18 protein-coding genes are annotated in these 13,875 nt (G+C 45.4%); all 18 read left to right on the top strand.

Features of this window, described 5'->3' with window-relative positions:
• The coding region (locus tag TES5_RS15735; RefSeq protein WP_369813484.1) for a transposase at positions 1-219 on the top strand (219 nt) is incomplete at its 5' end.
• A gap of 353 nt (positions 220-572) precedes the next feature.
• Positions 573-845: a 30S ribosomal protein S16 gene (rpsP, locus tag TES5_RS04755; RefSeq protein ID WP_068560440.1), complete on the top strand. Its 273-nt coding sequence runs from the start codon at positions 573-575 to the stop codon at positions 843-845.
• Between the two features lie 13 nt (positions 846-858).
• A complete protein-coding gene (locus tag TES5_RS04760) occupies positions 859-1,104 on the top strand; it encodes a KH domain-containing protein (protein ID WP_068560443.1) in 246 nt (81 codons plus the stop codon).
• 159 nt (positions 1,105-1,263) lie between these two features.
• Positions 1,264-1,779 carry a ribosome maturation factor RimM gene (rimM, locus tag TES5_RS04765; protein ID WP_068560446.1) on the top strand — a complete coding sequence of 172 codons (516 nt, stop codon included), beginning with the start codon at positions 1,264-1,266 and terminating at the stop codon, positions 1,777-1,779.
• Positions 1,779-2,525: a tRNA (guanosine(37)-N1)-methyltransferase TrmD gene (gene trmD / locus TES5_RS04770; protein WP_068560449.1), complete on the top strand. Its 747-nt coding sequence runs from the start codon at positions 1,779-1,781 to the stop codon at positions 2,523-2,525. Before rimM ends, trmD begins: the two co-directional genes overlap by 1 nt.
• Before the next feature lie 166 nt (positions 2,526-2,691).
• Positions 2,692-3,045 (top strand): 50S ribosomal protein L19, encoded by a 354-nt coding sequence (rplS, locus tag TES5_RS04775; RefSeq protein WP_068560452.1) that lies wholly within the window; start codon positions 2,692-2,694, stop codon positions 3,043-3,045.
• A gap of 126 nt (positions 3,046-3,171) precedes the next feature.
• On the top strand, positions 3,172-3,606 hold the full coding sequence (locus TES5_RS04780; protein ID WP_232309292.1) for a hypothetical protein: 435 nt from the start codon (positions 3,172-3,174) through the stop codon (positions 3,604-3,606).
• A gap of 40 nt (positions 3,607-3,646) precedes the next feature.
• Entirely contained in the window at positions 3,647-4,456 is an 810-nt protein-coding gene (locus tag TES5_RS04785; protein WP_068560455.1) for a Cof-type HAD-IIB family hydrolase, read from the top strand.
• Positions 4,457-4,488: 32 nt separating this feature from the next.
• Positions 4,489-5,253: a prolyl oligopeptidase family serine peptidase gene (locus tag TES5_RS04790; protein WP_068560458.1), complete on the top strand. Its 765-nt coding sequence runs from the start codon at positions 4,489-4,491 to the stop codon at positions 5,251-5,253.
• A gap of 58 nt (positions 5,254-5,311) precedes the next feature.
• Positions 5,312-5,656, top strand: coding sequence for a metal-sulfur cluster assembly factor (locus tag TES5_RS04795; RefSeq protein WP_068560461.1), 345 nt, complete (start codon positions 5,312-5,314; stop codon positions 5,654-5,656).
• Positions 5,657-5,785: 129 nt separating this feature from the next.
• Positions 5,786-8,407 carry an ATP-dependent chaperone ClpB gene (clpB, locus tag TES5_RS04800; RefSeq protein ID WP_068560464.1) on the top strand — a complete coding sequence of 874 codons (2,622 nt, stop codon included), beginning with the start codon at positions 5,786-5,788 and terminating at the stop codon, positions 8,405-8,407.
• Between the two features lie 153 nt (positions 8,408-8,560).
• Entirely contained in the window at positions 8,561-9,163 is a 603-nt protein-coding gene (locus TES5_RS04805; protein ID WP_068560468.1) for an NfeD family protein, read from the top strand.
• Positions 9,160-10,146: a flotillin-like protein FloA gene (gene floA / locus TES5_RS04810; RefSeq protein ID WP_068560471.1), complete on the top strand. Its 987-nt coding sequence runs from the start codon at positions 9,160-9,162 to the stop codon at positions 10,144-10,146. The genes TES5_RS04805 and floA overlap by 4 nt, the downstream gene beginning before the upstream one ends.
• Positions 10,143-10,793, top strand: coding sequence for a hypothetical protein (locus TES5_RS04815; protein ID WP_068560473.1), 651 nt, complete (start codon positions 10,143-10,145; stop codon positions 10,791-10,793). The genes floA and TES5_RS04815 overlap by 4 nt, the downstream gene beginning before the upstream one ends.
• Positions 10,794-10,817: 24 nt before the next feature.
• Complete coding sequence (locus tag TES5_RS04820; RefSeq protein ID WP_068560475.1) at positions 10,818-11,573, top strand: sugar phosphate isomerase/epimerase family protein; 756 nt, start codon at positions 10,818-10,820, stop codon at positions 11,571-11,573.
• A 185-nt stretch (positions 11,574-11,758) separates the two neighbouring features.
• The gene (gene tgt / locus TES5_RS04825) at positions 11,759-12,904 is read left to right on the top strand and encodes a tRNA guanosine(34) transglycosylase Tgt (protein ID WP_068560477.1); all 1,146 of its coding nucleotides are present in this window, start codon (positions 11,759-11,761) and stop codon (positions 12,902-12,904) included.
• Positions 12,905-12,981: 77 nt separating this feature from the next.
• Positions 12,982-13,329, top strand: coding sequence for a preprotein translocase subunit YajC (gene yajC, locus TES5_RS04830; protein WP_068560480.1), 348 nt, complete (start codon positions 12,982-12,984; stop codon positions 13,327-13,329).
• 34 nt (positions 13,330-13,363) lie between these two features.
• Positions 13,364-13,645, top strand: coding sequence for a post-transcriptional regulator (locus TES5_RS04835; RefSeq protein WP_068560483.1), 282 nt, complete (start codon positions 13,364-13,366; stop codon positions 13,643-13,645).
• The last annotated feature ends 230 nt before the right edge of the window (positions 13,646-13,875 follow it).

The following is a 13,875-nucleotide window of genomic DNA, read 5'->3' on the forward strand; positions in this document are numbered from 1 at the left end:
TTTACTCATGCGTATGCTTCTTGGGAGAAAGGAACGAACGAAAGGCATAACCGCATGCTCCGAGAATTTATCCCAAAGGGAGTCACTCTGCGTCCATTGTCCTATTCGTATTTACTGGAAGTAACCGATACGATCAACCACAGACCAAGAAAAATAATGGGCTATAAAACACCTGCAGAACGCCTTCAGGAAGAACTGGCCGATTTACAAGCAGCTTAAGGTGTTTTGTTGGTTCTATAGGATAAGAGAATAGATTAGCTGAGTCAAGAGCCGCTTTGCTCCTTCTCTTGACTCAGCTAACCTATCCTCTTGGGTCAGAACCACCAACAACTCACCTGAAAAATTGTAAGGGATGAAACACTCCCTGCCGTCAATGGCTTCAAAGCATTGGTAATACTGGATTATTGAGTAATTCGCTGTCTATAAAGGTTTTTAAAATTTTTTATGCATTTGATATTGCAATTAAGCAAGAAAAAATAATTCCAAGTGTAAAGAGAAAACACTTTACAAGCAAATGGAAAACTGGTAATATATAAAAATGTGAGATATAGATATATGGAGGTGTTATATAAATGGCAGTTAAAATTCGTTTAAAACGTATGGGTTCTAAAAGAAACCCGTTTTACCGCGTCGTTGTAGCTGATTCACGTTCTCCACGTGATGGACGTTTCATCGAAAAAGTAGGTACATACAATCCAGTTGTTGAACCAGCTGAAGTTAAATTTGACGAAGAGTTAGTTTTGAAATGGTTAGCTGAAGGTGCACAACCTTCTGATACAGTTCGCAACTTACTTTCTCAACAAGGTATTATGAAAAAATTCCACGACTCTAAGTTAGCTAAATAAAAGGGTGGTTTAAATGCCTGAAATTTCAGATTTAATCCTGACAATTGTCAAACCTTTGATCGTCCACGATGATAAGATGTCCATCGAAATCAAAGAGACAAGTGAGTTCATGGAATATCATTTGCATCTTGATGCCGAGGATGTCGGCCGTGTGATCGGCAAACAGGGACGTGTCGCCAGAGCGATCCGTACAATTGTATACAGTGTCAGAACCAAAGGCACAAAACGTGTCCGCCTTGTGATCGAAGGGGCCGAATAATCTGCTCTAATTGCGGATTCGGTCGTTTCCGATCGGTGGATGCCTAACTTAATAGCGAATAGATAGAAGCGGATGATGATACAGTAGTAGCACTTATCCCTTCTATTTTATTATGTACAGAAATGTTGACAGTACGATTTATGTAAGGAGAGGTGAAAAATGGAAAAATTTTATGATGTCGGAAAAGTTGTGAATACCCAAGGCCTAAAGGGTGAAGTGCGTGTCATTTCCAGCACTGACTTTGCGGATGAACGCTACAAGAAAGGGTCTACGCTTTACCTGTTCCGCGACAACAGTGAGCCGATTGCTCTGAAAGTAGCCAGCCACCGGGTGCACAAGAATTTCATTATGCTGACATTCGAGGGCTACAACCGGATCGAAGAGGTCGAGCCGTTCAAAGGCGGAACCCTGAAAGTTTCGGAAGCGCAGTTGGGGGACCTGCCGGATCATGAGTTTTATTATCATGAAATCATCGGATTATCCGTCGTAAGTGATGCCGGTGAAGAATTGGGTACAATAAAAGAAATTTTGCCGCTAGGGGCTAATGATGTTTGGGTTGTATCCAGACCAGGCCAAAAAGATTTATTGGTTCCGTATATCGCATCGGTAGTGGAAAAGGTATCTTTGGAGGAAAACAAGGTTACCATCCACCTGCTAGAAGGAATGATGGACTGATGAAGATAGATGTATTGACGTTGTTTCCGGCGATGTTTGAAGGCCCTATGTCCGAGTCGATTATCGGAAAGGCCATTGAGAGTGGCCGTGTTTCGATCACTTGCACGAACTTCCGCGATTATTCCGAAAACAAACACAATTCCGTCGATGACTATCCCTTCGGAGGCGGCGCAGGCATGTTGTTGCGCGCGCAACCGATCGTCGATGCGTTGACGGACATCGAGGTTCATTCGCCCGAAACCAAAAAAAGAATTGTCCTTTTGGATCCGTCCGGAAAAACCTTCAATCAGGATCTGGCGGAGGAGTTCGCCGAGGAAGAGCACCTAGTCTTCATCTGTGGTCATTACGAAGGTTTCGATGAGCGCATCAAGCAGCATGTGACAGATGAAATTTCAATCGGGGATTATGTTTTGACGGGTGGCGAACTCGGCGCAATGGTCATGATCGATGCGACGGTCCGCCTCTTGCCTGCGGTATTGGGCAATGAACAGTCGAACAAGACCGATTCCTTCTCGACCGGCTTGCTTGAGCATCCCCAATATACGAGACCCCGCGATTTCCGGGGAGATGTCGTCCCTGAAGTGCTTTTCAGCGGCAATCACCAGAAAATCGCTGATTGGCAAGAAAAAGAATCTTTGCGCAAAACTTGGCTGAGACGTCCGGAAATGCTTGAAAAGATCACCTTGTCGAAAAAACAGCAAACCTGGTTGGCTGAAATTCTTCTCGAAGAAAAAGCTGACAATTAAGCGCAATCGTGCGCCTTGAAATTTAAACAATGTAAACGAGAAATACTTTACACGTCAAAAATATTGTGGTAGAATTCTACAGGTGAGCAGAGAGACTGCTCCATAATACGATATTCCGCTGTGCAGAAGGATTGTGTATGAATGTCGGTTGGAAGGAGAAAAAAACATGAGTCAATTACCATTGATCGAAGCAATAACACAAGGACAATTACGTAGTGATATCCCTGCATTCCGTCCTGGAGACACTGTTCGCGTCCACGCTCGCGTAGTCGAAGGAACAAGAGAACGTATCCAATTATTCGAAGGCGTAGTCATCAAACGTCGCGGATTCGGAATCAGCGAAACGTATACAGTACGTAAAATTTCCAACGGTGTCGGTGTGGAACGTACATTCCCATTGCACACTCCTCGTGTAGCTCAAATCGAAGTTGTTCGCTTCGGTAAAGTGCGTCGTGCAAAACTTTACTACTTGCGCGCATTACACGGAAAAGCTGCTCGTATCAGAGAAAAACGTCGTTAATATCCCGCATGACATATGGAAAGGTCTGGACTTCGGTTCCGGACCTTTTTTGTATAGTGCGATAAGCATAATTCTTGGGGGAAATGTGCTATACTTGTAGCACCATATACGAAAAGAGTGATAGTTTTGACGATATTAGCTGCGCTTGATCAAAAATTCCAAGAAAAAGGCATGCCACTGAAAAGTCATCCCATCCAAAATGGCCAGTATTTGTATCAAGGGAAATTCAATCTCGATAAGGACCATTCTCTGCCGTTCGGTGTAGTCATCGCCAAAGATGAGGCAGAAAGTGATTTTCAGATCAGCTACAGAAAATTAGCTTATCTGAATAATTATGCTGATAAAGTGAAGCTTTTGGAACTGATCAATGAATTGAACCAAACCAAGACTTTTTATTATACACTTTGCCTGGCGGGCGATGGAGAGATTTTCCTTCGGCTTTTGGGCCGCTCGACAACAGATGTCAAACCACTATATGAAATGCTTGTGATCGGATCGAACATCGCAAAGGTCATGACGGCAGAATTAAAAAGTAAATTTCCGTCGCTGGGAAGCGAATAAGTAAGGGCTCGAATGTAAGGCGGAAACTGCAGGAGGAAATATGAAACAAAAATTAATCGCTTTAGATCTAGACGGTACCACGCTCAACAATCAGTCGTTGCTGAGCGTTCGGACCAAAAATGTGTTGGCACGGTTGCAAAAAGATAACCATCTGGTCATGATCGCAACTGGTCGTCCATACAGAAACAGCAAAGAATTTTATGAGACACTCAAGATGACTACCCCGTTGGTGAATTTCAACGGTGCCCTATGCCATAATCCAACCGACAGTAATTGGCGTAATTACTACCATAAAACACTCAATAAAGATTTCGCGATGGATCTCATCGAACAGCGTGAAGAGATGGGCATCGATTTTATCTGCGTAGAAGGCAAGGAGACGCTTTTCGCATCCACCGCCACGCTGCCATCGAACGAATATTTCCCGAAAAATTTGCTGGCGACGCAGATCACTTCTAAGGACAAGTTGTCGGAAAATCCGACTTCCATGAATGTATTTTCCGAGGAACGGAATTTGCATGCTATCCGTGACCGGATTTTGGCGCGTTATGGGAATGCCATTGAAATCCGTACATGGGGCGGCACGATGCCTTGCCTCGAAATCGTATCCGCTGGCGTCCAAAAAGCGCTTGGCGTGGAAGTGGTCGCGAATAACTACGGCATCAAGCGGGAAGATATTCTTGCCTTCGGTGACGAAGATAACGATATGGAAATGATTCGCTATGCGGGACATGGGGTCGTTATGCAAAATGGTATTGAGGCATTAAAGCGCATTGCAGATGATGTGACGACGCATACGAATCATGAGGACGGCTTGGCAATATACCTGGAAAAATATTTTTGCCTATAACAGCCGATCAGAGCTGAAAAAGAGGGATAAATGTGATTTTGATCGAAAGAAAAATCATAAATGATATACCGATTCTGGAAATCGTTGAAGAAGACAAGAAACAAGAAACGACTCCGCTCGTGTTCTTTTATCATGGCATCACAAACCAAAAGGAGAGAGGTTTGGAGCCCGGATATGCATTAGCCAGCAACGGCATGCGGGTGATCATCCCCGATGCCTATCGTCATGGTGAACGCAAAGAGGAAGCCTATGCTGGCGAACCGGCAGCAGAATTCTGGTCGGTAGTCCTGAAAAATATAAAAGAGCTTCCTGACATTGTGGAAGCCTATGTTGAAGCGGGATTGGCAAAAAGAGAAACTGTTTCGGTCACGGGCCTTTCGATGGGAGGCATCACGACCTGTATCGCTTTGACGCAATATCCATGGATCCATTCGGCAGCCTGCTTGATGGGCAGTCCGGATCCGGTCGGGTTGTCCCATTGGGCACTGCAGTCCCGCTGGGCGGAAGGTCTGCCTCCGCTCGATGACGAGAAGGTCAATGCGTTGATGGCGCCTTTTGAAAACCTGAGCCTCAAAGAACATCCGGAATCGCTCGTTGACACGCCGTTTTATATCTGGCACGGTACCGCCGACGAGAGTGTGCCGTACGAGCAGATGGAGCAGTTCGTCAACTCCATCAGCGGAGAAGCCTATGCAGATAACATTTGTTTCCGGTCGACAGAAGGTGCCGGACACCGGGTTCCTTACGCTATTTTTGAGGAAATGGCAGTATTTTTAGGTAACGTATATTCGCATTGAATTTCTATGCACAAACTGTTATTATCTAATTAATCCAGAAAGGTAAGAGGTGTTTACAATGACTGAAGAGACAACTCCCCAATTTTCGCAAGAAGAATTGGAAAGCATAAAAGAACGCGTCTTAGCGGCGCTTGAGCAAGTGATAGATCCGGAATTAGGAATAGATATCGTCAACTTAGGTTTGATTTATGAAGTGGAACTGGAACAGGATGGATTCTGCCTGATCAAGATGACACTCACAACGATGGGCTGCCCATTGGCGGATGTCATCACCGATGAAATTCATCGTGCTATGAAAGACGTTCCTGAAGTAACCGAAACACAAGTGAAATTGGTGTGGTATCCAGCCTGGACGACAGACAGAATGTCCCGATATGCACGCATCGCGTTAGGGATCCGATGATAAGAAGAGCAACAAAGGAAATCACCTTTGTTGTTCTTTTTTTTCGGGTTATCATTTGACCAATTCTGACCATAGTCGTATACTTGTCCTATAAAGATATATCAGTAGATTTTTTGAGGAGGTCCTAGCATGGAAATGGAAAAAATGACGACAGCCCTACAGCAGGCAATCGCAGAAGCGCAACGTATCGCCATGGTGCGCAAGCACCAGACCATCGATGTCGCCCATCTGTGGAAAATATTTCTGCAGCCGGATAGTTTTGCGCGCAATTTTTATAGTGATTCAGGGATTGCAATCGATGCATTTGAATCAGCCGTTGATAAGGAACTGGATAAATCAGTGGTGATTGAAGGCACTTCCGTCCAGTACGGGCAAACATTCAGTCAGAATCTGTACAATCTCTTTCTGGAAGCGGATCGTAAGCGGTCGGAGTTGAAGGATGATTTCATCGCCACTGATACGGTGCTTTTGAGCTTGATGACACTGAAAAATCATCCATTGACCAAATTTTTGGTTAATCTAGGCCTGACGGAAAAAATCATCGCGGAAAAAATCAAGGATATGAGAGGGGGAGACCGAGTGACTTCGCAGAATCAGGAAGATCAGTATGAAGCATTGGAAAAGTATGGCATAGACCTCGTGCAAGCGGTGCGTAGCGGAAAACAAGATCCGGTAATCGGCAGGGACGAAGAAATCAGGGATGTCATCCGCATTTTGTCGCGGAAAACAAAAAATAATCCGATCCTGATAGGTGAACCTGGCGTAGGCAAGACCGCCATTGTGGAAGGTTTGGCTCAACGGATTGTGAAAAAAGATGTACCGGATAATTTGAAAGACAAAACAATTTTTTCGTTGGATATGGGCTCATTGATTGCGGGAGCTAAGTACCGTGGGGAATTCGAGGAACGCCTTAAAGCGGTATTGAAGGAAGTGAAGAAAAGCGACGGCCGCATCATCCTTTTCATTGATGAGATCCATACGATCGTCGGGGCAGGAAAAACCGAGGGGAGTATGGATGCCGGCAATCTGCTGAAACCTATGCTGGCCAGAGGCGAATTGCACTGCATCGGAGCGACCACTTTGGATGAATACCGTCAAAATCTGGAGAAGGATAAGGCCTTGGAGCGAAGATTCCAAAAGGTTTTGGTGAAAGAACCGACAGTTTCTGATACAATCAGCATCTTGAGGGGGTTGAAGGAACGGTATGAGATCCACCACAGCGTCAACATCCATGACAACGCCCTTGTTGCGGCCGCGACCTTATCCGATCGTTACATCACTGACCGGTTTCTGCCGGATAAAGCGATCGATCTTGTCGATGAGGCTTGCGCGAACATAAAAGTGGAAATGAATTCGATGCCTACCGAGTTGGATCAGGTGAGCCGCAAATTGATGCAACTGGAGATAGAAGAGGCGGCCTTGAAAAAGGAATCCGATGATCAGAGCAAGAAAAGATTGGCGGCTCTGCAAGTCGAGTTGGCTGATCTGCGCGAAGAATCAAATGAGTTGCGCATGAAATGGGGTAACGAAAAAGAAGAAGTCGAAAAGCTGCGTGCCAAACGGGAGGACCTGGAGGACGCGCGCAGACAATTGGAGGATGCCGAGGCCAATTATGATTTGGAACGGGCGGCGGTTTTGCGCCACGGCAGTATCCCTCAGATGGAAAAGGAATTGGCGGCTCTTGAAAAAGAAAACGCGACCCGAAGGAATAAAGCCGGCAATCTAGTCCAGGAATCGGTCACCGAGAACGAAATCGCGACAGTGGTGGGACGGATGACCGGCATCCCTGTGACGAAGCTGGTTGAAGGTGAAAGGGATAAACTCCTGAAATTGGAGGAAACGCTGCACAAGCGTGTCATTGGCCAAGAAGAAGCAGTAGAAAGTGTCACGAATGCTGTTTTGCGTTCGCGTGCTGGCCTCCAATCGCCGAACCGTCCGATAGGGTCCTTCCTTTTCTTGGGACCGACAGGAGTCGGGAAAACGGAGTTGGCCAAAGCCTTGGCTGAAAATTTGTTCGACTCCGATGAACATATGGTTCGGATCGATATGAGCGAATACATGGAAAAATTTTCGGTTTCTCGACTCATCGGGGCACCCCCTGGCTATGTCGGCTACGAAGAGGGCGGCCAATTGACGGAAGCGGTCCGACGAAGCCCCTATACGATCATTCTATTGGATGAAATCGAAAAGGCGCACCCGGATGTCTTCAATATTTTACTCCAAGTATTGGATGATGGACGTTTGACCGATTCGAAGGGACGTCTGATTGACTTCAAAAACACCGTCCTGATCATGACCAGCAACATCGGGTCGCAGCTCTTGCTGGAAGGCGTCCATCCCGACGGCACCATTCCGGATGCTGTTGCGAATGAGGTCATGAAAGTATTGAAGAGTTCGTTCAAGCCGGAATTTTTGAACAGGATCGATGACACCATTCTGTTTACGCCTTTAAGCAAAGAAGATGTAAAAAGGATCATCGTGAAAATGGTTAAGGAGCTATCCAGCCGATTGGTGGATAAACAGATTCAGCTTTCTGTTTCTGATGAGGTGACGAGTTGGATAGCGGAAAATGCTTACGATCCGATTTATGGCGCGCGGCCGCTCAGAAGATTCATTTCAGCCGAAATCGAAAATCCCTTGGCGCGGGCCATCATAAAAGGGGAAATTCATGAAAATCAGTCTGTGACGGTGACTTTGTTAGGGAATCAGGTCGGATTCCAGACCGTCGATTTCGATGAATTTCAACAATAATTTGACATGTCTACAAACAGAGAGGAAGTCCTGAAAGGGATTTCCTTTTGTTATTTCTGTATTTGCGGTAAAATGATAGTATAAATTTTCTTATTTTTATGCGTACGACCGTTCGTTGTTTCTTTCGGAACAAAGCAGAAGGAGGCGTTCATATTGCTGTTTTTGGTCATCGGATTTTTGTGTCTGGTTTTTATGCTGTTCACTTCGAAGTATTATCTCTTCGGAGCTGCGGCGATCCTGAGTTTTTTGTTGTATTTCCTGTATTTTGGTAGTGGGAACTGGCTGACGTTGCTACTGTTCCTGTTTGGAATCATGTTATTGGTTGTTGAATTGTTCATACCTGATTTCGGTCTTGTAGGAGTCGCGGGTTTCTTGATGGTCGTAGCCGGCCTGTTTTTGAACAATGAACGTATTTTGGAAAGTGTACTGGACGTAAGCTTGGCAATCATCATTTCCGGTGTGGCCACGTCAGTGCTTTTGAAAAAAGGTTATAAATTCTTGCCGGATCGCAGTAAATTAATTCTGGACACGTCTCTGAACCGGGAGCGCGGGTATTCGTCCAGCAAAGACTATTCCGAATTCTTGGGAATGATCGGAACAGCCACGACGACGCTGCGGCCAGCCGGAAAAGTTGCAATCGGAGGTGTGGTGCTCGACGTAGTCAGTGACGGAAAGATCATATTTGAAGGAAAACAGATTCGGGTTATCCAGGTTGAAGGGGTCAAAATTACAGTTAAGGAGTTGGATGAAGAATGACAGAAGGCTTGATAGGACTCATCTTTATTGCATTGTTTGTCGTACTGGTTTTATCTTTGTTTTTCCGCTTTGTGCCGGTCGGTCTATGGATCACAGCCTACTTTTCGGGAGTGAAAGTCAAAATTTCAAATTTGGTCGGGATGCGCTTGCGGCGAGTGGTTCCTTCCATGATCGTACAACCGATGATTAAAGCGACAAAAGCGGGGCTGATCATTGATATAAATGAATTGGAGGCGCATCATCTTGCTGGTGGAGATGTCAATATGGTCATCGATGCGCTGATTGCGGCGCAACGTGCCGATATTGATTTAGGTTTTGAAAAAGCGGCGGCCATCGATTTGGCTGGTCGTAATGTGTTAGAAGCAGTGAAAATGAGCGTCAATCCAAAAGTCATCGAAACACCGATCATCGCGGGTGTTGCCATGAACGGGATTGAAGTAAAAGCCAAAGCGAAAGTAACGGTACGTGCCAACATTGAGCGTTTGGTCGGTGGTGCTGGCGAGGAAACAATCATCGCCCGTGTCGGCGAGGGGATTGTCACAACCGTCGGCTCTGCCAAGATGCATACTTCCGTCTTGGAAAATCCGGACTCCATTTCCCAAACAATCCTGAAAAAAGGGCTTGATTCGGGTACCGCTTTTGAGATACTGTCCATTGATATCGCCGATGTTGATGTCGGCCGTAACGTAGGCGCCAAATTGCAGGCGGAACAAGCAGAGGCGGATAAGCGGGTTGCGCAAGCCAAAGCAGAAGAGCGCCGTGCTTTTGCGGTCGCAGAAGAACAGGAAATGATCGCAGAGGTGCAAAGGATGCGGGCGAAAGTGGTCGAAGCCGAGGCGGAGGTGCCGTTGGCGTTGGCTGAAGCACTGCGCAACGGAAATATAGGCGTGATGGATTATTATAAAATGAAAAATATCATAGCGGATACTGAAATGAGGAGCAGCATTTCAGAGTTTCCGGCAGATAGAAGCGAACCGGAATGACTAGCCTAACCTTTCTTTTACCGATCTTGTTGGCGATTCTTTTCCTGGTGTTCTTTCTCTCTGTGCTCATATCGATAGTTAAACGGATAAACCGTTTGGCGGAGAATGCCAGACTTCGAGCTGGGACTTCCCAGGCAACTGTCTTGCATCAGACAGTTCGCCAGTCATTTGATGGTGCCGGAAATGAGAATGCGAAGCAACTGATCAAAAAAATGGCTACATCGAAGCCTGAGCAGGTCTATGGCTTTTTTCAGGAGCGTTTGCCCGAAAAATATTTGCGGGAAGTCAGCCGGATTTTGACCCACAGAAATTGGCGGAGGGAAATCCTGATTTTCGTAAACCGCGAAAATTTGTGGGAGTTGCTGTTGCGGACGAATCCGTCAAAAAAAGGCAGCGACCACAATGGTGCGAAACCTGCAGCTGAAATCGATGGGGAAGAAGCGTTTACGGACTATAATATGTATCCTACCGTGGGGTTGGCTGATGACTTCACCGTCTTTTCTGAAGATGCTAAAGAATTGAAAACTGCTAAAAGAATGGAGAAATCCACTATTCAGAACAGGAAGAAACGTTCCAGCAATCAAAAAGCATTGATGCGAGCTGTCATTGCCAAAGAAATACTCGATAGGCCGGACTTTGACCGCTAATAGGAAAGTGAAGGAGACAGATGGATGCCCAGAGAAATCGGATTGAACACTTTAGCATACATGCAAAAAGCTGCAGACAATAAAGTGGAACAAAAAGAAATATTGAAGGAAATCAAGGAAATGGGTTTCCCTTTTGTGGAAGTCAGAAGAGAATACATTTTGTCCGGTAAAACGGAAATGAAGGAAATAGCCCAGCAAGCCGCTGACCTGAACTTGAAGGTGTTCTATTCCGTACCAGCAGAACTATTCACAGCAGGCGCGCTGAATGCACAACTAGGCAGCTATTTTGAGGAGGCCGCTCTTTTGAACGCAGTCCAGCTGAAACTGACTTTAGGGGAATTCCAAGGACTCACATCCGTGCTGGCTGAAAAATTACGGGAATTGTTAACGAATTTTTCAGTCCATTTGACGGTCGAAAATGATCAATCCATTGGGAAGGGCAGCCCTGATGTCCTGATGGCGTTTATTGCTGAAGCCCGTAAAGCATCATTGGACATCGGATTGACTTTTGACACGGGTAATTTCGTGTATATCGACATCGATCCCTTCGTTGCAGCGAATGCAATGAACGAAGCGGTAACCTATATACATATCAAAAATGTTGGCTATGCAGCTGAAGGGATCGTATTGTCCGGGCTGGAAACCGGCTTGGTGGATATGCGCCGTCTTTTGTCGTGTTTTCCGGATTCAGTGCCGGCCAGCATCGAATATCCATGTGGAGGCGGCGAAGAAGCAACTGAAACCATGCGCGCTGACCGCAATAAGCTCAGCTCTTGGTGACGCACTTCGACTAAACCGTTAGGGCCGTTTCGAGGGGTGGGTGAAAGTCATCCGTGAGTCGTGCGAATAACGAAAAAATGCAATCCGGAAGCTTCGGATTGCATTTTTTAATAGTGAACACAAGAAAATAGTGTGTGACTATGGTATACTGATTGCCGGATATCTATAAGAAAGAAGTGAATACATTGACTGAACCAGCGATTCGTTATCGCCTTATCAAAAAAGAAAAACATACAGGTGCGCGTTTGGGAGAGATCATAACGCCCCACGGTACTTTTCAGACACCTATGTTCATGCCGGTAGGCACTTTGGCCACCGTAAAGACAATGTCTCCTGAAGAATTAAAGACAATGGGCTCCCAGATCATCCTGAGCAACACGTATCACCTTTGGCTCAGACCGGGCTCCGATTTGGTGGAAGAAGCAGGAGGCCTGCATAAATTCATGAATTGGGACAGAGGGATCTTGACCGATTCAGGTGGCTTCCAAGTCTTCTCGTTAAGCCAGAACAGACAGATCACCGAGGCCGGCGTACATTTCCGCAATCATCTGAATGGTTCGAAAATGTTTCTGTCACCCGAAAAAGCGATCCACATCGAAAATCAGCTAGGTGCCGATATCATCATGAGCTTTGACGAGTGCCCTCCTTACAGCGAAAGCTATGATTACATCAAAGCGTCTGTCGAAAGAACGACAAGATGGGCAGAGCGAGGCCTCGAAGCCCACAAAAAGCCCGATCAACAAGGCTTGTTCGGCATCATCCAAGGTGCAGGTTACAAGGATTTAAGGCTGCAGAGCGCCAGAGAACTGATTTCTTTGGATTTTCCAGGTTATTCGATTGGTGGACTTTCGGTCGGCGAAACGAAGGAAGAGATGAATGGTGTGCTGGATTACCTGACGCCAGTCATGCCGGAGAACAAACCGAGGTATCTGATGGGCGTAGGTGCACCGGATTCCTTGATCGATGGAGTCATCCGCGGAATCGACATGTTCGACTGTGTGCTTCCGACTCGAATAGCGCGAAATGGTACTTGTATGACAAGCAGCGGCCGTTTGGTCATCAAGAATGCGAAATATGAACGGGATTTCCGACCATTGGATGAAAAATGCGATTGCTATACATGCAAAAATTATACACGTGCGTACATTCGTCATTTAATCAAAGCTGATGAAACATTTGGCTTGCGCTTGACCTCTTATCATAATCTCCATTTCTTGATAAACTTGATGAAAAATGTGCGCCAAGCCATCATGGATGATAATCTATTGGAATTCAGGGAAGCATTCGTGGAAGAGTACGGCTTCAACGTTGAAAATCCGAAGAAGTTTTAGATTTTGGGTGGTAGTCTAACTTAAAGTTTGGTAAAGTGGAGGATAGATAGAAATAATCCACAGATGGAGGAAAATGTATGGATACAGTAATCATGATTGCCTTTTATGGGGTATTGTTCGGCGTAATGTATTTCATCCTGATCAGACCACAAAAGAAACAAGCACAAAAAACACAGGATATGCTGAGTCAAATCAAGCCAGGGGATAAAGTAGTCACCATCGGCGGCTTGCACGGAATTGTTGAAGAAATCAATTCTGCTGATAACACAGTCGTATTGGATTGCGAAGGGATTTTTCTGACTTTTGAAAAACGCGCTATTTCACGCATTTCGAAGGTTGCCACAATCACAACGGATGATGCGATTGTCGAAGATTTCACAGCAACAGAAACAGAGCAAACACAAGAAGACAATAACGAAGAGTAAAGCGATTTGATCCATCGGAAAGGAGGGGCGGCGATTGCCTACTATATCAGAGAAACAATATGATCAATTGGAGCCATGGTTCAAATTGAAAGCAACTGAGTTCAATAAACTGGGCTACGAAAACATCCAAGTCGACGATATCTATCGCTATTTCAAGGAATTTTCTTGGAAGCATACTGTCCCTCCACATTATTACCAGCAGATCCGGGATATCATGAAAACGACGGTAAACCATTACTTTGATTTTGTTGCTTTAGAAGCGCAAGTCTATAAGGTCTCTTCATTAGATGAAATCAATTTTGATGATTTCCTATAAATCGTTTCCCGTAAAAAGCACAATACTGCAGAGTATTGTGCTTTTTTGAATACCTGATTTTCTGGCGATCGCTAGTAACATTGATTTAGTTAAGCGGAACAAGGATGGATGATTCGGAATGCCGGGCAAATTTTCGTATAATGGTCTTGCGAGGTGATTGAATTTTTTGATGACATCATCAAGTCGGGACATTTTTGGTCCTGTGAAATAAACAAAAATTATTTTTAGCG

It is taken from the genome of Trichococcus sp. ES5 (assembly GCF_900067165.1).
GTDB lineage: Bacteria > Bacillota > Bacilli > Lactobacillales > Aerococcaceae > Trichococcus > Trichococcus flocculiformis.

Excerpts from the sequence above, each read along its gene's own strand:
- trmD (WP_068560449.1), top strand. The coding sequence starts at position 1,779 with ATGAAGATAGATGTATTGACGTTGTTTCCGGCGATGTTTGAAGGCCCT.
- TES5_RS04815 (WP_068560473.1), top strand. The coding sequence starts at position 10,143 with ATGACTAGCCTAACCTTTCTTTTACCGATCTTGTTGGCGATTCTTTTC.
- clpB (WP_068560464.1), top strand. The coding sequence starts at position 5,786 with ATGGAAATGGAAAAAATGACGACAGCCCTACAGCAGGCAATCGCAGAA.
- rplS (WP_068560452.1), top strand. The coding sequence starts at position 2,692 with ATGAGTCAATTACCATTGATCGAAGCAATAACACAAGGACAATTACGT.
- TES5_RS04760 (WP_068560443.1), top strand. The coding sequence starts at position 859 with ATGCCTGAAATTTCAGATTTAATCCTGACAATTGTCAAACCTTTGATC.
- TES5_RS04820 (WP_068560475.1), top strand. The coding sequence starts at position 10,818 with ATGCCCAGAGAAATCGGATTGAACACTTTAGCATACATGCAAAAAGCT.
- rimM (WP_068560446.1), top strand. The coding sequence starts at position 1,264 with ATGGAAAAATTTTATGATGTCGGAAAAGTTGTGAATACCCAAGGCCTA.
- yajC (WP_068560480.1), top strand. The coding sequence starts at position 12,982 with ATGGATACAGTAATCATGATTGCCTTTTATGGGGTATTGTTCGGCGTA.
- rpsP (WP_068560440.1), top strand. The coding sequence starts at position 573 with ATGGCAGTTAAAATTCGTTTAAAACGTATGGGTTCTAAAAGAAACCCG.
- floA (WP_068560471.1), top strand. The coding sequence starts at position 9,160 with ATGACAGAAGGCTTGATAGGACTCATCTTTATTGCATTGTTTGTCGTA.
- TES5_RS04795 (WP_068560461.1), top strand. The coding sequence starts at position 5,312 with ATGACTGAAGAGACAACTCCCCAATTTTCGCAAGAAGAATTGGAAAGC.
- TES5_RS04785 (WP_068560455.1), top strand. The coding sequence starts at position 3,647 with ATGAAACAAAAATTAATCGCTTTAGATCTAGACGGTACCACGCTCAAC.